At 66.3% G+C, this 16,429-nt stretch carries 18 protein-coding genes; 5 read left to right on the top strand and 13 right to left on the bottom strand.

Annotated features, from left to right (window positions below):
• From L288_RS0121640 to L288_RS32815, 6 genes are all read right to left on the bottom strand, one after another.
• Positions 1 to 213 (bottom strand): heme exporter protein CcmB (locus L288_RS0121640; RefSeq protein ID WP_031304427.1); only part of this gene is annotated, 213 nt, incomplete at its 3' end.
• Positions 210 to 812, bottom strand: coding sequence for a heme ABC exporter ATP-binding protein CcmA (gene ccmA, locus L288_RS32835; protein WP_021238479.1), 603 nt, complete (start codon positions 810 to 812; stop codon positions 210 to 212). The genes L288_RS0121640 and ccmA, both read right to left, overlap by 4 nt.
• Positions 809 to 1,216: a metallopeptidase family protein gene (locus L288_RS32830; RefSeq protein ID WP_021238478.1), complete on the bottom strand. Its 408-nt coding sequence runs from the start codon at positions 1,214 to 1,216 to the stop codon at positions 809 to 811. The genes ccmA and L288_RS32830 overlap by 4 nt, the downstream gene beginning before the upstream one ends.
• A gap of 67 nt (positions 1,217 to 1,283) precedes the next feature.
• Positions 1,284 to 1,751 (bottom strand): hypothetical protein, encoded by a 468-nt coding sequence (locus L288_RS32825; RefSeq protein WP_031304426.1) that lies wholly within the window; start codon positions 1,749 to 1,751, stop codon positions 1,284 to 1,286.
• Entirely contained in the window at positions 1,720 to 4,125 is a 2,406-nt protein-coding gene (locus tag L288_RS32820) for a patatin-like protein (RefSeq protein ID WP_021238476.1), read from the bottom strand. Before L288_RS32820 ends, L288_RS32825 begins: the two co-directional genes overlap by 32 nt.
• A gap of 100 nt (positions 4,126 to 4,225) precedes the next feature.
• The gene (locus tag L288_RS32815; RefSeq protein ID WP_030539003.1) at positions 4,226 to 4,921 is read right to left on the bottom strand and encodes an endonuclease/exonuclease/phosphatase family protein; all 696 of its coding nucleotides are present in this window, start codon (positions 4,919 to 4,921) and stop codon (positions 4,226 to 4,228) included.
• A 167-nt stretch (positions 4,922 to 5,088) separates the two neighbouring features.
• Between L288_RS32815 and radA the strand changes: the two genes are divergently transcribed.
• Together radA and L288_RS32805 are read left to right on the top strand one after the other, a co-directional pair.
• On the top strand, positions 5,089 to 6,456 hold the full coding sequence (gene radA, locus L288_RS32810) for a DNA repair protein RadA (RefSeq protein ID WP_021238474.1): 1,368 nt from the start codon (positions 5,089 to 5,091) through the stop codon (positions 6,454 to 6,456).
• Between the two features lie 11 nt (positions 6,457 to 6,467).
• Positions 6,468 to 6,986, top strand: coding sequence for a CvpA family protein (locus L288_RS32805; protein WP_021238473.1), 519 nt, complete (start codon positions 6,468 to 6,470; stop codon positions 6,984 to 6,986).
• Positions 6,987 to 7,005: 19 nt separating this feature from the next.
• Here the strand turns inward: L288_RS32805 and L288_RS32800 are convergent, their stop codons facing one another.
• The 6 genes from L288_RS32800 to rplU form a co-directional block, all read right to left on the bottom strand.
• Entirely contained in the window at positions 7,006 to 7,920 is a 915-nt protein-coding gene (locus tag L288_RS32800; protein WP_031304424.1) for an NAD-dependent epimerase/dehydratase family protein, read from the bottom strand.
• 6 nt (positions 7,921 to 7,926) lie between these two features.
• Positions 7,927 to 9,057 (bottom strand): glutamate 5-kinase, encoded by a 1,131-nt coding sequence (gene proB / locus L288_RS32795; protein WP_021238471.1) that lies wholly within the window; start codon positions 9,055 to 9,057, stop codon positions 7,927 to 7,929.
• A gap of 91 nt (positions 9,058 to 9,148) precedes the next feature.
• The gene (gene obgE, locus L288_RS32790) at positions 9,149 to 10,246 is read right to left on the bottom strand and encodes a GTPase ObgE (protein ID WP_021238470.1); all 1,098 of its coding nucleotides are present in this window, start codon (positions 10,244 to 10,246) and stop codon (positions 9,149 to 9,151) included.
• Between the two features lie 185 nt (positions 10,247 to 10,431).
• Positions 10,432 to 11,007: a GNAT family N-acetyltransferase gene (locus tag L288_RS32785; RefSeq protein ID WP_030539009.1), complete on the bottom strand. Its 576-nt coding sequence runs from the start codon at positions 11,005 to 11,007 to the stop codon at positions 10,432 to 10,434.
• A 275-nt stretch (positions 11,008 to 11,282) separates the two neighbouring features.
• Positions 11,283 to 11,552, bottom strand: coding sequence for a 50S ribosomal protein L27 (rpmA, locus tag L288_RS32780; RefSeq protein WP_007683600.1), 270 nt, complete (start codon positions 11,550 to 11,552; stop codon positions 11,283 to 11,285).
• Positions 11,553 to 11,589: 37 nt separating this feature from the next.
• Positions 11,590 to 11,889 (bottom strand): 50S ribosomal protein L21, encoded by a 300-nt coding sequence (gene rplU / locus L288_RS32775; protein WP_021238468.1) that lies wholly within the window; start codon positions 11,887 to 11,889, stop codon positions 11,590 to 11,592.
• Positions 11,890 to 12,078: 189 nt separating this feature from the next.
• On the opposite strand from rplU, the gene L288_RS32770 reads away from it, so the two are divergent.
• From L288_RS32770 to ybaL, 3 genes are read left to right on the top strand one after another with little or no spacing between them, the layout of a single operon-like run.
• Positions 12,079 to 12,480 carry a hypothetical protein gene (locus L288_RS32770; RefSeq protein ID WP_021238467.1) on the top strand — a complete coding sequence of 134 codons (402 nt, stop codon included), beginning with the start codon at positions 12,079 to 12,081 and terminating at the stop codon, positions 12,478 to 12,480.
• Positions 12,481 to 12,537: 57 nt separating this feature from the next.
• The gene (locus L288_RS44110; RefSeq protein WP_269077974.1) at positions 12,538 to 12,660 is read left to right on the top strand and encodes a hypothetical protein; all 123 of its coding nucleotides are present in this window, start codon (positions 12,538 to 12,540) and stop codon (positions 12,658 to 12,660) included.
• A gap of 46 nt (positions 12,661 to 12,706) precedes the next feature.
• On the top strand, positions 12,707 to 14,347 hold the full coding sequence (ybaL, locus tag L288_RS32765; protein ID WP_021238466.1) for a YbaL family putative K(+) efflux transporter: 1,641 nt from the start codon (positions 12,707 to 12,709) through the stop codon (positions 14,345 to 14,347).
• A 103-nt stretch (positions 14,348 to 14,450) separates the two neighbouring features.
• Here the strand turns inward: ybaL and L288_RS32760 are convergent, their stop codons facing one another.
• Positions 14,451 to 16,196, bottom strand: coding sequence for a DEAD/DEAH box helicase (locus L288_RS32760; protein ID WP_021238465.1), 1,746 nt, complete (start codon positions 16,194 to 16,196; stop codon positions 14,451 to 14,453).
• Between the last annotated feature and the right edge of the window lie 233 nt (positions 16,197 to 16,429).

Genomic DNA, 16,429 nt, shown 5'->3' with positions numbered 1-16,429 from the left:
CGCGACCAGGCGGTCGACCGGCAGCAGGCTGGCGAGCAGCGCCGCGATCCACAGCATGCCCCCGCCCGATCGCCGCAGCAGCGCCGCGTCCGGCCCCACCGCGAAGGGATAGAGGCTCGCCACCAGCAGCAGGAAGGCGACCGGCAGCCACAGCCCCGCAGACTGCCACGCCTGCCGCAGGTCCCGCGCCACCAGCAGGGCCAGCACCCTCATGCGGCTTCCTCGACACCATAGGCCGCAAGGTCCAGCAGCACCGGCGCGCGCAGCGGCAGGGGCTGGTGCGACGCCGCCAGCACGATCCCGCCGCCCGCCAGATGCGCCTCCACGCAGCGCCCCAGCAGCGCCAGCGATGCGTCGTCCAGCCCGTTGCCCGGCTCGTCCAGCAGCCAGATGACCGCGCCGCTCGCGATCACCCGCGCCAGCGCCGCCCGCTTGCGCTGCCCGGTCGAGAGCATCCGCACCGGCGCATCGTGCAGCGGCATCAGGGCCATCGCCGCCAGCGCCCCATCCAGCGCCGCCGCGTCCGCCCCGTCCAGCCTTGCCCAGAAAGACAGCGCCTGCATCAGCGGCTGCTCCAAATCCAGCGCCAGCCGCTCGTCCGCCATCGCGATCTGTCCGTGCCGTTCGACCGTCCCCGCCGCTTCGCGCAGCAGCCCGGCGCAGATCCGCATCAGGCTGGACTTGCCGATGCCGTTTGGGCCGCGCAGCAGGGCGCTGCCGCCCGCCTCCAGATGCAGGTCCACACCCCGGAACAGCAGCCGCCCGCCACGCGCGCAGGCAATGCCCGACAGGCGCAGCGCCGCTTCGCTCATGGCGCGACCATGTCCTCCAGAACCTGCATGTCGATGTCGGACAGGCCGAAATGATGGCCGATCTCATGCACCACCACATGGGTGATCAGCGCGTCGAGCGGCACGCCCGTTTCCACCCATTCATCCAGCAGCGGCCTGCGGAACAGATGCACCGTGGGAGGACTGTCGCCGGTCTGCGCCGGGTCGCCCACCGGCCGCCCGCTATACAGGCCGGTAAGGCCGAACGGATCGTCTATCTCCATGTCCTTGAGCACCTGCGCATCGGCGAATTCCTCGACGAACAGGACGACGTTGGACAGGTGGGAGCGGAAGGGGTCGGGCAGGCGCGACAACGCCTCCAGCGCCAGGGTTTCGATCTGCGCGCGCGTCGGCGCGATCTGGCAGGGCTGACCATCATCGGACATGGCCGGGCCATAAGCGAAAGCCCGTCATGTGAACAGAGCGATCATTGCCGCGCTCGTCCGGCGATGGTCAGTTCTGCCGCGCGGTTTCGATCCGGTCCTCATATCCCCGCAGCGCCGCGATGACGGAGGGGTCGTTCGCATAGCGCCGCCGCAGCAGTGCCAGCCGCGCGTCGGTGCCGGTGCACAGTTCCGCGATGCTTTCGGCCAGGAAGACGCGCCGTTCGCCGTCATAGGGTTCCTCGCCCCGGAAATGATCGCAACTGTCGCGATCGACCATGAAGCTGGTCACCTCGCCGGGAAAGGCGGTGAGCTGAGCCGCGTCGGGGGATGGGGGCAGGTCCAGCGAGGCGCGCGGCGCGGGATGCGCCCTGACCGTCACCTGCGCGGATGGCCGGGCGGGCGCGGCGGCATTTTCCACCGGCGGCGCGGCTTCCACGATATTGGCGGCCGGGGCAGGGGCGGACGTCATCGCATTGGCGGCGGGCGCATCTTCGTCCGACGCGTCACGGCAACCGGCGGCCAGCGCCAGTATCATCATCATCGGAAACAGCCCCACCCGTGCGCCCAACGATTTCCTCCCGCAATGTCGCGATCAGGTCAGCGACATGCGGCAGCCGCTGTTCCTCCTCATCGAGAATCGCCATGAAAGCGGCTCGCCTATAGGCCCGCACCGCGTCTTCGGAAAGGCGGCTTGCCGCGGGAACTGCCGAATTCACGATGTCCAGCAGCCGCTCGACCCCGTGCAGCCGCCCCCACAGATAGTCATTTTCCCGGTAGGCCCGGCTGAAAAAGGCGCCGAAGTTGTTGAATTCAATGCCTTTCAATGTCGCTTCCGCGCCGCCCGCGCGGATCGCCGAGCAATCTTCCGGCGAAATCCGGTCGACCTTGACCGGATCATATTCATCCGCGGCGTGTCCTTGAAGCAACGGTAGCGTGGCGATGTCGTAGAAGGGGAAGCCGAGATAGGAGAGCAGCATCACCCGCCGCTCCGCCTTGGGCAGGGCCGCCAATGCTTCGGCCAGCATCAGGTCGGCGGTCTGGTCCCGTTCATTGAGGCCGCGCGCCCGCGCGATCGCGTCCAGCGCCGTGGCGGGATCATTGGGCACCTCGCCCGCCGCTTGCCGGATCGCGCCATCGTAGAAATCATGCCCCTCGCATTCGGTATAATGGGCGATCGCCTGATAGATGGCGTCGTGCATCTTCTGGATGACCTCATCGCCCGCCTGCGATTCGACCTCCAGCGTCTCCGCCAGCCGCCGCGCCAGAAAGCGCAGCCGCCGGATGCGGAAGGACAGGTCATGGGTGCGGAAGAAGGTGACGGGCGGCGAATTGGGTCCCACATCCTCCGTCAGCCGGTCCGCCCCGATCGCCCGGACATGCGACCAGAGCGCCTGCCGGTAGCTTTCGCGCATCAATGGGCTTTCCTCGCCGCTCAGGTCGAACAGCAGGGCGGCCAGATCCTCGACAATGCCCGACAGCTTGAGATGCCCATAGGCGGGAAAGGCGAAACCGGCCGAATTCGCCGCGCGCTGCTGCGCCTTCGCGCGCCAGGATGACAGGCGGGCGGGCGTGGGGCGGTCTAGGAACAGCAGGCCGCCGATCGTGCTTTCCACCTCCGCCTCGATCCCCGGCCGCAAGGCGTTGAGGATGCGCACCATGCGGCGGATGCGGGAACTGTGCCGGTCGATCGCATCCAGATTGTCGCGGATCGGCTGCTCGCGCGGAATGTCGCTGAGCGCGCCGAAGATCGTCCTGAAAAATCCGGGCAGGGCCGTCGATTCGCCCCCGGCGTCCTCCTCCGCCGCGCCCTGTCGGTTCAGCCGCACCGACCGGCGGCCCGGCTTGGGATCGATATAGACGAAGCGGCGGTCGACCTCCCGCCGCGACGGCCGGTTGCGCAGCGCGCCGATCGCCTGGGCGAAGGGGGCGTTGGCCAGCACCGATCCGTCGATCAATATGGCGTCGTCGGCCATGCCCCGTGCCCAATGGCGGGGCAGGGCATGCGCCAGAAAGGCGTCGCGGGTCGGCCAGGGGCGCTTGCGTTCCTCCAGCACCTTGTCCAGCTCCCGCACGGTGAAGGGCGGGAAAGCGCCGGGAAAGCTGGCCGTCGCCCGCGCGGCGAAGACCAGTTCGGCGGGATCGGCGAAGGCGCGGCCGCCCCCGCCCGCATCCCGCCCGCGCGCGGTGAAGCCGATCGACAGCCTATGCTCCGTCTCCACCACCTGCGGCGGGCTGTTGAGGTTCAGGCTTTGCGGATGGCCTTCAAAGTCGGTGACGGTGACGAACAGGTCGAGCGGATGGCCTTCGGGCAGCAGGGGCGGCCCGCGATCGGCCGCCTCCATCGCATCGAACGCGTCCAGGATCATGGCAGTGAAGATCGCGCCGCCGAAGGGCGGCTCGAACCAGCGGGACCGGATGAAATGGGACAGTTTCTGGCGCACTTCCTCCCGCGCCACGGGGGCGACGGTGCGCTCCACCGTGTCGCCGGGGTGCCGCGCGGCCATCCACACCAGCGGCGCCGCCCAGAATTTGGTGATCCGCCGCGCGGGCCGGGCATCCGGGTCCAGCAGCTTTTCGACATCGGCATTTTCCAGCCACATTTCGGTCAGCGGCTCCAGCGACTGGCCGGTCTCGATCGCCTGCGCCAGGAAGATGCCGTTGATCCCGCCCGCGCTCGCGCCCGCGATGATGTCGGGCATGACGCGCAGCCGGACGCCGCCCGCCGTTTCAAGCTCCTCCAGCAGCTTGCGGTAGATCGCCTCGCTGCTGCCGCCGGTGGGCGCGCCGTCATGAAAGGCCCGGCTCGCCCGCGCCAGCCGCCAGATCTCCTTGGTGATGCCATGCATGTAGACGGCCAGGCTGATGCCGCCATAGCAGACCAGCGCGAGGCGGAGTTCGCGTTCCTTCATGGGGCCGCAACCTGTCCCGGAACGCATGCCCCTCCAACACCGCCCGCGCGCCGTTCAGCCATTATTCCCCACCGCAAGCATCTTCACCCGTCCCTCCCCCTCAGGCCCGGAACTCCGCCCAGATGGGCAGATGGTCCGACGCCTTGCGCGCCGCAGCGCTATCATGCACCCCGCAGTCCAGCAGTTTCAACTGGCCGCAATGCATGATCCGGTCGAGTTGCGCCACCGGCCGCCGCGCATGGAAGCTGCGGCCGCAGGGCGCGAAGCTGTAGTGGCGGGCGAAATCGGCCAGGCATCCGCGATTGGCGCTCCATTCGTTCAGGTCGCCCATCAGGACGGTCGGCATCGTCTCGCGCACCCCGGCGGCATGGATCACCGCCGCCGCCTGCCTGCGCCGCCACAGCCCCGACAGGTCCAGATGCATGCCGAAGAAGCGCATGGTCTTCCCCGCCAGCGTGACCTCCGCCATGGTCGCGCCGCGCGGTTCGAGGCAGGGCAGATGCAGCACGTCATGCGCGCCGATCTCCGCCTCCTTGCGTACCAATATCGCATTGCCGTGCCAGCCCATGGAATCCACCTGCACGTTCAGCGGCACGGGCTTGTAGGGGCTCAGGCTGTCCAGAAGCAGGGGCGGGATCGCCGCCGACCGGACGCCGAAGCGGCGATCGGCCTCCTGCAAGGCGATCACGTCCGCGTCGATCTCGTTCAGCACCTCCAGCACCCTTTCCGGGTTGCGGCGGCGATCGGTTCCTATGGCCTTGCGGATATTGTAGCTGGCGACGCGAATGGATTTCATCCCGAAACAATGCCTCACCCTGCGGCTGGTTTCCATAGGCAGGACGATGGGCTTACCCTTGCTATCCGTTCGCCCTGAGCGAAGTCGAAGGGCCCGGCTGAGCTTGCCGAAGCCCAAGCCAGCGCTTTGTTCTTGAAATGTTCGCAAAGCCGCGTCATAGCTCGTGCATGGCCAAGGCAAAGCGCAAATTCGTCTGTCAGCAGTGCGGCTCCGTATCCGGCCGCTGGCAGGGGCAATGCGACGATTGCGGCGAATGGAACAGCATCGTGGAGGAAGCGGCGGAGACCGTCTTTTCCGCGCGGCACGATCTCCAGACCGGGGGACGCGCCCTGACGCTGGTGGGGCTGGACAGCAATGTGGAGCTTCCCGCGCGCACCGGCACCGGCATCGCCGAATTCGACCGGGCGCTCGGCGGGGGCATCGTGCCCGGATCGGCGACCCTGATCGGCGGCGATCCCGGCATCGGCAAATCGACGCTGCTGCTCCAGGCGGCGGCCCGCATCGCCTCGCGCGGGCTGTCCGTCGCCTATATCAGCGGCGAGGAAGCGGCCGATCAGGTCCGGCTGCGCGCGCAGCGGCTGGGCCTTGGCAACGCGCCGGTCCAGCTTGCCAGCGCCACGTCGGTCCGCGACATATTGACGACGCTGGGGGAAGGGGAGCCGCCCGCGCTGCTCGTCATCGATTCCATCCAGACGATGCACAGCGACCTGATCGAAGGCGCGCCGGGCACCGTCAGCCAGGTGCGCGCGTCCAGCCAGGAACTCATCCGCTTCGCCAAGCAGCGCGGGACCGCGCTCATCCTTGTCGGCCATGTGACCAAGGACGGCAGCATCGCCGGGCCGCGCGTGCTGGAACATATGGTGGATACGGTGCTCAGCTTCGAAGGCGAGCGGAGTCATCAATATCGCATCCTGCGCGCGATCAAGAACCGTTTCGGCGGCACGGATGAAATCGGCGTGTTCGCGATGGTGGCCGAAGGGCTGGAGGAGGTGGCGAACCCGTCCGCCCTGTTCCTGACCCATCGCGATGAAAATGTCACGGGCGCCACCGTCTTCCCCGCGCTGGAAGGGACGCGGCCGGTGCTGGTCGAAATCCAGGCGCTCGTCGTCCGCCTTTCCAGCGGGGCGACGCCCCGGCGCGCGGTCGTCGGCTGGGACAGCGGCCGCCTCGCCATGATCCTCGCCGTGCTGGAGGCGCGATGCGGCCTCAGCTTTTCGACCTGCGAAGTCTATCTGAACGTTGCGGGCGGATACCGGCTGTCCGATCCGGCCGCCGACCTTGCCGTGGCCGCCGCGCTGATGTCGGCGCTTTCCGAACGGCCGGTGCCCGCCGATGTCGTGCTGTTCGGCGAGATCGCCCTGTCGGGAGAAATTCGTCCGGTCGCCCATTCGCCGCTGCGTTTGCGGGAAGCGGCCAAGCTGGGCTTCAACCGCGCCTATGTGCCCGCCGCGGCGGCGGACGGGGTGAAGGGCATTTCCGTCAGCGGCTATCGCGCGCTCAGCCAATTGGTTGACCAGATGCTCGGGCGCGGATAGCCCATCGGCGCATGAACGCCGTCGACATCCTTGTCCTCCTTGCGCTGGGCGGTTGCGCCGTGCTGGGGCTGCTGCGTGGTTTCGTTCTCGAAACATTATCGCTGATCGCCTGGATCCTGGGCATCTTCGCCATCCGCCTCTTCCACGGCTCCGCGACCGAACTGCTGACCCCCTTCGTCGGCACCACGAGCGGCGCAGCAGTGCTCGCTTTCACTCTTGTCTTTGGCATCACTTTCGGCGCGGGCAAACTTCTCGCCCACGCCATCGGCCGCCGCACGCGGCAATCCGTGCTGGGTCCTGTCGACCGCGTCCTGGGCGCGGGCTTTGGCGCGGTGAAGGGTCTGATCGGCGCGACGCTCGTCTTCCTCGCCTTCAGCCTCGTCTACGATAGTTTCTACGGCAGCGCCGCCCGCCGCCCCGACTGGCTGTCCGACGCGCGCACCTATCCGCTGCTCAACGCCAGCGGGCAGGCGATCAGCGAATTCGTCGCCGAACGCCGTGCCCGCAAGCCTTCTTCCGGCGCTGAATGACAGCCGCGAAATCGACGGCTTAAAGCCAGCCCTTGATCCGGTACGCCTCCGCCGTGGCTTTCAGTCCTTCATCGGTCGCGACCTTGGGCTCCCACAGCTTTTTCGGCGGCTGCTTCCGCTTGGTCACCACCCAGTCGGGATGGCAGAAATAGCTGACCCGGTCCTGCGTCAGCTTCGCGCCCTTGCCGCGCAATATCCGGTCAAGCCGCGCCCCCAGGCCCAGCGCCCAGTTGGGCGTGGCGAAGGTCCGCACCGGACGCCCCACAGCCCGGCCGATCGCCTGGCCGAACTCCAGATGGTCCCAGCCTCCGGGCGTGCCATCGTCAGCCTCATAGCAATGGGCGAGGCTTTCTTCCTTTTCCCCCGCCAGCCTCAGCAACAGCCGCGAAAGATCGCTGACCTCGATCAGGGACAGCCGGCCACCCGGCGGCAGCAGCATGATCCCGCGCTTGGCCATGCGGAACAATTCCAGCATCTCCCGGTCGCCCGGCCCGTAAATGGCGGGCGGCCGCACGATGGTCCAGTCGAGGCCGCTGGCCTTCACATGCTTTTCCGCAAGCGCCTTCGACCAGCCATAATCGGACAGATCCGGCTCGCGCGCGGCGAGGGAGGAGACATGGATCAGCCGCCGCACGCCGCGCTGGCGCATGGCGTCGATCAGCGCCATGGTGCCGCGCGCATTGCCCGCTTCAAAGCCTTGGCGGTCCGGCGCATTCACAACGCCAGCGATGTGGATCACCACATCGGCGTCGCGCACCAGCGTGTTGAGCGCGGCCCGGTCGCCAAGGGACCCCGGCACCCATTTCAGATGCGCGCGCGGCGGCTGCGCCCGGCGGGTGATGGCGGTGACATGATGGCCCGCAGCCAGAGCCTGACCGAGTGTTTCGGCGCCGACGAAGCCCGTCGCGCCGGTCATTGCAATGCGTAGCGTCATGATGCGTCAGACCATCGCCATATGATCGCGATGGACAAGCACGGATCGGGGCAGCTCCCCCAGCAGAATCGCGATATCCTCGCTGCGCTTCCCCGCGATGCGCGCGGCCTGTTCGCTGTCATATTCACTAAGGCCCCGCGCGATGACGCGGCCGTCCTCCGCCAATATGTCGACCACATCGCCGCGCGCGAAAAATCCTTCAACCCTGGAAACGCCGGCCGGAAGCAGGCTGTTGCCCTTGCCGAGCGCGCGTTCTGCTCCGGCATCGACCGTGATGCGGCCCCTGACGGTCAGCCGCCCGGCGAGCCATCCCTTGCGCGCCCGCTTGGCGGGGGCGGCGATGAAGATGGAGCCCCGGCCGCCCTGTTCCCAGTGCGACAGCGGCGCGTCGACCTTGCCCGATATGATGGCCAGGTGAGCGCCTGCGCCGGTGGCGATGCGGGCGGCCTCAATTTTCGATGTCATGCCCCCCGATCCCATGCCGGACGCGGAGCCGCCATCCGCCATCCCTGCAATGCGCGCGTCGATGCGCTCTATCCTTTCTATCAGCATGGCGTCCGCATCGACATGCGGATTGGCAGTGTAAAGCCCGTCCACGTCCGACAGCAGCACAACTGCGTCGGCCCGTGCCGCCTGTCCGATCCGTGCCGCCAGCCGGTCATTGTCGCCGAAGCGGATCTCAGCCGTCGCGACGCTGTCATTCTCGTTCACCACGGGAACAACATCCAGCGCCATCAGCCGTTCCAGCGTGGCCGATGCGTTGAGGTAGCGGCGGCGATGCTCCAGATCCTCCAGCGTCACCAGCATCTGCGCGGCCGTGATCCCCTTGTCCTGCAACAGGCTGGCCCAGCATTGGGACAGGGCGATCTGCCCCGTGGCGGCGGCGGCCTGCGCATCTTCCAGGCTGCCGCGCCCGCCCTTGGGCAATTTCAGCCGCCGCGCGCCCAGCGCGATCGCGCCGGAAGACACGACGATGATCTGCTGCCCCGCCTGTTTGCGCGCGGCGATGTCATCGACCAGCGTCCGCAACCATGCATCGCGCACCCGGCCATCGGGATCCACGAGGAGCGCGGAGCCGATCTTGATAACCAGGCGGCGGATGAGGGCAGGGGGGAAGCCGGAGAGCGAGGATGTCACTGGAAGTTCCGTTCGGGTCGAGCGCGTCGAGGGGGCGCTGCATGACCGCCGATCAACAGGGGGCGGGGGAAGCGATGGTCACGCAATCCGCTCAGATCGGCGACCACGGCGCTTCGCCTTCCTCGTCCGGGGCTTCCTGACCCTGCGTCTTGGCATCGCCTAGCAAGGGCAGCACCGCGTCGAGCAGGGCCGGTACGCCTTCGCCGGTCGCGCCGGAAATGATGAAGACATCCTCCACGCCCGCTTCGTCCCGAAGCTGCGCGGCGATATCCTCCATCAGTTCCTGACCCAGCAGGTCGCCCTTGTTGAGCGCCACGAGCTGCGGCTTTTCATCAAGGCCGCCATCATAAGCGGCCAGTTCGTCCTGCACGATGCGGAAGGCATCGACGGGATTGTCCGCCGTGGCGTCGATCAGGTGCAGCAGCACGCGGCAGCGTTCGATATGGCCCAGGAAGCGATCGCCGATGCCAGCGCCTTCGGCCGCCCCCTCGATCAGGCCGGGGATGTCGGCCAGCACGAATTCCCGGTCGCGATGCTGCACCACGCCCAGCTGCGGCTTGGTGGTGGTGAAGGCATAGGCGCCCACCTTCGCCTTTGTGTTGGTGACCTGGTTGATGAAGGTGGACTTGCCCGCATTGGGCATGCCGACCAGCCCGACATCCGCCAGAAGCTTGAGGCGCAGCCATACCCACATTTCCTGCCCCGGCCATCCGGTGCCATGCTGGCGCGGAGCCCGGTTGGTGCTGGTCTTGTAGGACAGGTTGCCGCGCCCGCCGTCTCCGCCGCGCAGGAGCACCACGCGCTGCCCCACCTCGGTGAAGTCGGCGAGCAGTTGCTGCTCCTCATATTCAGGATAGCCGTCCTCATCCTCCGTGCCTTCGATCGGCTGGGGATCGGACAGGATCTGGGTGCCGACCGGCACTTTGATCACCAGGTCTTCGCCGCCCGCGCCATAGCGATTCTTGCCAGCGCCGGGCTGTCCCCGCTGCGCCTTGAAATGCTGGGTGTAGCGGAAGTCGATGAGCGTGTTCAGGCCCGCGACGGCTTCGAATATGATGTCGCCGCCCTTGCCGCCGTTGCCGCCATCGGGACCGCCATATTCGATATATTTTTCCCGGCGGAAACTGACAGCGCCGGGGCCGCCCCGGCCGGACTTGATGAATATCTTGGCCTGATCGAGAAAATGCATCGCTGGCCCATAGCCGCTTATGAGGCGGAATTAAACCATGCCCCGCGCATCAAAATGCCGCCAGCGGCGGGGGACCGGTTGAGACCTGATATACTGCAATCCATGCTGCAATGCTGATCTCCATCGGACCAGCGAAGGGGCGGCGCCAGCGATCCGCGCCGCCCCTCTTACCTTCCATCATTCCATCAGGCTGCGAGCGCCGGGACCGAATCCTGATAAAGGTCCATCGCCACGTCTGCGGCCATTCGGCCAGCGACGCCTTCTTCGAACACCAGGCAGTCGGCGAGGACGCCCCGCGCTGGGCTATAGCGCTGCTCGACGCGGCCCATCGGGCGGAAGCCGACCTTCCGCAGCACGTTGCCTGACGCCGGATTGTCCGCGAAATGCGCGGCACGGATGCCGCGAACGCCCGCTGCGCGCGCCATGCTCAGCACTGCGCTCGCGGCTTCGGTCGCAAAGCCCAGACCCCAATAGGGGCGGGAAATCCAGTAACCCAGCTCAGGCGTTCCGTCTTCGGCCAGATGCACGCCGCATCCGCCCACCAGGCGAGGCGCGCCACGGGTGCGGGTAAAGGCCAGCAATTGCGGCATGCGGGAATCGTGCGGCGTCGCCAGGAAAGCGCGCGCTTCTTCCTCGCCATAGGGGGCGGGGACGTGAAACAGGTTCCGCAGGATCGCCGGATCGCCGATCGCTTCGGCCAGGGCAGGTGCATCTTCCATCCAGCCGGGTCTCAGGAGCAGGCGGGGGGTACGGGCGAACATCTTCAAATCTCTCCTCTGTCGGCACGCCAATGGCCGCGAAAAGTTACGGCTTTACGACGATAATTCTCTGGCTGAGCCCCGCCCGCATGACGCGCGGAAAGGACATGAGTTCCAAAGCTTTGAGGGAAAATGAAGGGATGTTCCGGGGAAGGGAAAAAGGGGGCGCTCCCGGATGGAGGCGCCCCCTTTTTCCCTCGAAAACCCAGCTTGGTCAAAAAGACCGTTGCCGGAAGGACCGCCCCAATTGCGAGGGACGATCCGTCATCGATCGTCCGTTATTCGGCTGCTTCGGCCATGGCATCGACCGACACATATTTGCGGCCAAGCTTGCCGGTGTGGAATACCACGCGGCCTTCGCCCAGCGCAAACAGCGTGTGGTCCTTGCCCATGCCGACGTTACGGCCGGGATAGACGCGCGTGCCGCGCTGGCGAATGATGATGTTGCCGCCGATCACTTCCTGACCGCCGAACTTCTTCACGCCAAGGCGCTTCGATTCCGAATCGCGACCGTTACGCGACGAACCGCCAGCTTTCTTATGTGCCATGACTCAAACTCCTCGAAACTTGTCTTGCCAGCAGCGCTCAGGCGCCGATCGATACGATCTTGAGGATCGTGTGATTCTGGCGGTGGCCGTTCTTGCGGCGATAATTGTGGCGGCGGCGCTTCTTGAACACGATCACCTTCTCACCCTTCGCCTGCGCGATGATTTCGGCGGCGACGGTCAGCTGCTTGGCGTCCTTCACGTTATTGCCTTCACCGGCGAACAGGACGTCGTCCAGGGTCACCTTGTCGCCAGCCTCGCCAGCCAGCTTCTCAACGACGATCTTGTCTCCGGCGGCGACGCGATACTGCTTGCCGCCCGTGCGCACGACTGCGAACATGGCTCTTCTCTTCTTGTTCAAATCTGCTTTACGCAGATCGTCGAGGACTTTCGAAGTCCTGTTGACCCGCGCGGGAATGTGGCCCGGTAGTTGAATGACTCGCGTATGTCAACCGCCATGGCCCGTGATCGGCGCTGGTTTTTGGCGCGATCCACGCCTATTTGTTGACCGGAAGGATATGAGGAACGGATGACGCCGATATCGCAAGGGCACAGCAACGGGAAGGGCCGCCTGCTCTTTCTGGCGGCCGTGTGCCTGGCGATGGGCATCGCGCTGTTCTCCGCGCTCGCACCCCTTGGACTGCCGTTCAGCAGGGCGACGGGATCGGCGTTCAACCCGGCGACGACCAGCGTGGTGCTCAAGGCCCGATCGCCGGTCGAGGCCGCCGCCGCCATCGTGCAGGAGCCCAGTGACGGCGCGCCAACGCCGCTGCCCCTGGCGGTTCATTCCTGGCTGCTTCCCGCCGCCATGCTGCTGTTGGGAAGCCGTCTTGCAAGTTCATGCATGCCGCGACGCTATTCCTGCGCTCATCGCCATGCTTTCGCTCTGGTTTCGGTAAAGCGCGCGAGGGCGCCTCCTCTCCGCTCCTGATGGTTTCAACCGGTCTCGCATATGGCGAGGCCGCCATCACAGGGAAAGGAGTCTGCCATGCCCCGCAAGAGTTCGGGACCAGGTAACCAACGTCCGCCATGGTGGTTCATGCCTGCCGTCATGACCGCCCTGGCTGCGGCTGGCGGCCTGCTGTCAGTGGCCATTCTGGCCGAAGGATGATCTTCCACGCGCGCGGCGGCCATGCCGTCGCACAGGAAAGCGATATATGCCTCATCACACGCCGCTCATCGGCACGATCGTAGCGGGTCTGGTCGCTGCGTTCATCATGGGCGCGATCGCCCATCGTCTGAAAATGTCGCCGCTCGTCGGCTATCTGATCGCGGGCATCATGGTCGGGCCTTTCACGCCCGGCTTCGTTGCGGATGCCGGCCTTGCCAACGAATTGGCGGAGATCGGCGTCATCCTGCTGATGTTCGGCGTGGGTCTGCATTTTTCCCTGCGCGACCTGCTGTCCGTCAAGAATATCGCGGTGCCGGGAGCGGTCGGGCAGATCGCCGTCGCCACGATGATGGGCATGGCCCTGGGCCATTTCATGGGCTGGCCGCTGATGGGAGGGCTGGTCTTCGGACTGGCCCTGTCAGTGGCCAGCACCGTGGTCCTGCTGCGCGCCCTGCAAGGCGCTGACCTGGTGGAGACGCAGCGGGGCAGGATAGCGGTCGGGTGGCTGATCGTGGAGGATCTGGCGATGGTCCTCGCCCTGGTTCTGCTGCCCGCATTGGCCGGGGTCATCAACAATGCGGAAAGCGTGGCGGGAGTGGGAGCGCTGCTGGCGCCGCTCGTCGGCACGCTGCTCAAGGTGACGGGCTTCGTTGCGCTCATGCTGATCGTGGGGCGCCGGATCATTCCCTGGGCGCTCCATTGGGTGGTGCATAGCGGGTCGCGTGAGCTTTTCCGCCTCGCCGTCCTCGCGATCGCGCTGGGCGTGGCATTTGGCGCGGCCTTCGTCTTCGACGTATCCTTCGCATTGGGCGCATTCTTCGCGGGAATGATCCTGGGCGAAACGCCGCTGAGCAGGCGGGCGACCGAGGAAACCATGCCGCTGCGCGACGCCTTCGCCGTGCTGTTCTTCGTGTCGGTCGGCATGCTGTTCAACCCGGCGATCGTGGTGCAACAGCCGCTGCCCCTGCTGATGACGGTGCTGATCATCGTGGTCGGCAAGTCCATCGCCGCCTTTGCCATCGTGCGCGCTTTCGGCCATCCGGGGGACACGGCGCTGACCATCGCCGCCAGCCTGGCGCAGATCGGCGAATTTTCCTTCATCCTGGCGTCGCTGGGTACGGGGCTGGGCGTGCTGCCCGCCCAAGCGCGCGACCTGATCCTGGCGGGCGCGATGGTTTCCATCTTCCTCAATCCGCTGATCTTTTCGCTGATCGTGCGCGATCACAAGAAGGAGGAGATTGAGGAAGAACAGGCAGCCCAGCGCGCGAGGGAAGCGCCACGCATCGGCCACGTCATATTGGTAGGCTACGGTCGCGTCGGCAAGCTGATCGCCGCGCGTCTGGCGGAACGCAAGGCGCATTTCGTGGTGATAGAGAGCGATAGCGACCGGGCGGACGAGGCCGAGGAGGCGGGGCTGTCAGTCGTGCGCGGAAGCGCGCTGGAGGACCGGCATCTGCTGTCGGCGGGGATCGGCGAAGCGCGGCGCATGCTGATCGCCGTGCCGGAAGGATTTGAGGGCGGCGCCATCCACGAACATGCCCGCCACCTGAACCCCAGCCTTCAGGTGATTGCGCGTGCCCATTCCGATGCGGAGGTGGCCCATCTGGAACGCCTGGGCGTGCCCCATATCGTCATGGGTGAGCGGGAACTGGCTGCGCGGATGCTGTCGTTATGCGGGGTGGGTTAGGCCACGTTCGTTCAGCCTGCTGAGTAGTCCTGTTCAGACTTGATTGGACCTGGACTCCTGCCTGCGCAGGAATTCGTTCAGCCTGAACAGGACAACTCCCTATTCAGCCGCGCGGCTTGCGCGGGCCGCTCTTGCGGGGGCCGCCTTTGAAGGGCCGCGCGCCATAAGCGGGCTTGGGGCCGCGCCCTTCATTAGGGCGTCCCTTGCCGCGCGGAGCTTCCCGCCGATTCTCCCGCGCTGCCTCGCGCGGTGTGCCTTCAACCTGTTCGAAGGAGATTTCCGCGCCTTCGTCGCTGGCCTCTCCGGTCCGCTTCACCGAAGCTATGAAACGCGAGACGATGGCACGCGGAATTTCGAACAATGTCTCATTCGCCGCGATGCGGATCGCACCGATATCCTGACGCGACACATGGCCACGGCGGCAGATCAGCGGCAGTATCCAGCGCGGATCGGCATTTTGGCGGCGACCAATGTCCATGCGGAACCAGGCCGTGTCTTCGAAGCCCGGACGCGGCCCATCGCGGCGCGGGGGCGCTTCGCTGGCGTCCAGCAATTCTTCCGGCGCGGGGAGGGCAGCGCGGGCGCTCCTAACCAGCATGGCCGCGATTTCCTTGGGCGACTTTTCGGCGAGCAGTTCGGCGCCCAGCGCCCAGTCCTGCTCATCCAGTTCGGCGCGCTCCATCAGCTTTTCGCGCAGGCGGGCATTATCCTGTTGCTGGATTGCTTCCTTGCTGGGCGGGGTGCCCCATTCGACCGGGATCTTCGCGCCGCGCAGCATGGATTCGACACGGCGGCGGCGGGGATAGGGGACGATAAGGACGGCCGTGCCCTTCTTGCCCGCGCGGCCGGTGCGGCCGGAGCGATGCTGCATGGTTTCGGCGTCACGAGGGATCTCTACGTGAACGACGAGGCTGAGGTTCGGAAGATCGATGCCGCGCGCGGCGACATCGGTGGCGACGCAGACTCGCGCGCGCCGGTCGCGCAGGGCTTGCAGGGCATGGTTGCGCTCATTCTGGCTGTGCTCGCCTGACAGCGCCACGGCGGCGAAACCGCGTTCGGTGAGGCTGGCGTGCAGGTGGCGCACATTGTCGCGCGTGGCGCAGAAGAGGATGGCCGTTTCCGCCTCATGATAGCGCAGCAGGTTGACCACGGCATTTTCGATGTCAGCGGGCGCGACCGTTACCGCCTGATAGCTGATGTCGCCATGGCCGCGTTCATCGCTGACAGTGGAAATGCGCAGCGCGTCCTTCTGGTAGCGCTTCGCCAGAGCCACGATCGGCTTGGGCATGGTGGCGGAAAAGAGGAGGGTGCGGCGTTCTTCCGGTGCGCCGTCGAGGATTTCTTCCAGATCCTCGCGAAAGCCCATGTCGAGCATTTCGTCGGCTTCATCCAGAACCACGGTTTTGAGGCCGGAGAGGTCGAGCGCGCCGCGTTCCAGATGGTCACGCAGGCGGCCCGGCGTGCCGACGACGATATGCGCGCCATGGGAGAGGGCGCGGCGTTCCTTGGCGGCGTCCATGCCCCCGACGCAGGTAGCGATGCGGGCGCGAGCCTCACCGTAGAGCCATTCCAGCTCTCGCGCCACTTGCAGCGCCAGTTCGCGCGTCGGGGCGATCGCGAGGGCGAGCGGCAGACCGGGAGCGGGGAGGCGGCTGCTGTCGTCCAGCAGTTCCTTCGCCATGGCGAGGCCGAAGGCGACCGTCTTGCCGGAGCCGGTCTGCGCCGAGACGATGAGGTCGCGGCCTTCGGCTTCGGGCTGGGTGACTTCGGCCTGGACGGGGGTGAGGCTTTCATAGCCTTTGCGCGTCAACGCGCCGGAGAGAAGGGGAGGAAGATGTTCAAAAGACATTATATTATCCGTCGGTAAAGCGACCCGTCCTTGTCCGACGGTTCAGTTTGAGAGGCTTTGACCCGCCTCATAATCCGTTCGCCCTTAACGTGTCGAAGGGCATCCCTTTTCCTCAAGAAAAGAGCGGGGGCTTCGACAAGCTCAGCCCGAACGGTTGATGGAGGATAGGCGTTTCAGCCTCCTCACAAAAGAAGAAAGCCTCCTTCCCCGTGTGGAGGAAGGAGGCTCCCCTT

This window comes from Sphingobium quisquiliarum P25, from assembly GCF_000445065.1.
GTDB lineage: Bacteria > Pseudomonadota > Alphaproteobacteria > Sphingomonadales > Sphingomonadaceae > Sphingobium > Sphingobium quisquiliarum.
This window is presented reverse-complemented; position numbering and strand designations above follow the sequence as displayed.

Coding starts and splice junctions, on each gene's coding strand:
- ybaL (WP_021238466.1), top strand. CDS start 12,707: ATGCCTCATCACACGCCGCTCATCGGCACGATCGTAGCGGGTCTGGTC.
- ccmA (WP_021238479.1), bottom strand. CDS start 812: ATGAGCGAAGCGGCGCTGCGCCTGTCGGGCATTGCCTGCGCGCGTGGC.
- L288_RS44110 (WP_269077974.1), top strand. CDS start 12,538: ATGCCCCGCAAGAGTTCGGGACCAGGTAACCAACGTCCGCCATGGTGG.
- rpmA (WP_007683600.1), bottom strand. CDS start 11,552: ATGGCACATAAGAAAGCTGGCGGTTCGTCGCGTAACGGTCGCGATTCG.
- L288_RS32770 (WP_021238467.1), top strand. CDS start 12,079: ATGACGCCGATATCGCAAGGGCACAGCAACGGGAAGGGCCGCCTGCTC.
- L288_RS32760 (WP_021238465.1), bottom strand. CDS start 16,196: ATGTCTTTTGAACATCTTCCTCCCCTTCTCTCCGGCGCGTTGACGCGC.
- obgE (WP_021238470.1), bottom strand. CDS start 10,246: ATGCATTTTCTCGATCAGGCCAAGATATTCATCAAGTCCGGCCGGGGC.
- L288_RS32800 (WP_031304424.1), bottom strand. CDS start 7,920: ATGACGCTACGCATTGCAATGACCGGCGCGACGGGCTTCGTCGGCGCC.
- L288_RS32785 (WP_030539009.1), bottom strand. CDS start 11,007: ATGTTCGCCCGTACCCCCCGCCTGCTCCTGAGACCCGGCTGGATGGAA.
- rplU (WP_021238468.1), bottom strand. CDS start 11,889: ATGTTCGCAGTCGTGCGCACGGGCGGCAAGCAGTATCGCGTCGCCGCC.
- L288_RS32820 (WP_021238476.1), bottom strand. CDS start 4,125: ATGAAGGAACGCGAACTCCGCCTCGCGCTGGTCTGCTATGGCGGCATC.
- L288_RS32830 (WP_021238478.1), bottom strand. CDS start 1,216: ATGTCCGATGATGGTCAGCCCTGCCAGATCGCGCCGACGCGCGCGCAG.
- radA (WP_021238474.1), top strand. CDS start 5,089: ATGGCCAAGGCAAAGCGCAAATTCGTCTGTCAGCAGTGCGGCTCCGTA.
- L288_RS32825 (WP_031304426.1), bottom strand. CDS start 1,751: ATGATACTGGCGCTGGCCGCCGGTTGCCGTGACGCGTCGGACGAAGAT.
- L288_RS32815 (WP_030539003.1), bottom strand. CDS start 4,921: ATGAAATCCATTCGCGTCGCCAGCTACAATATCCGCAAGGCCATAGGA.
- L288_RS32805 (WP_021238473.1), top strand. CDS start 6,468: ATGAACGCCGTCGACATCCTTGTCCTCCTTGCGCTGGGCGGTTGCGCC.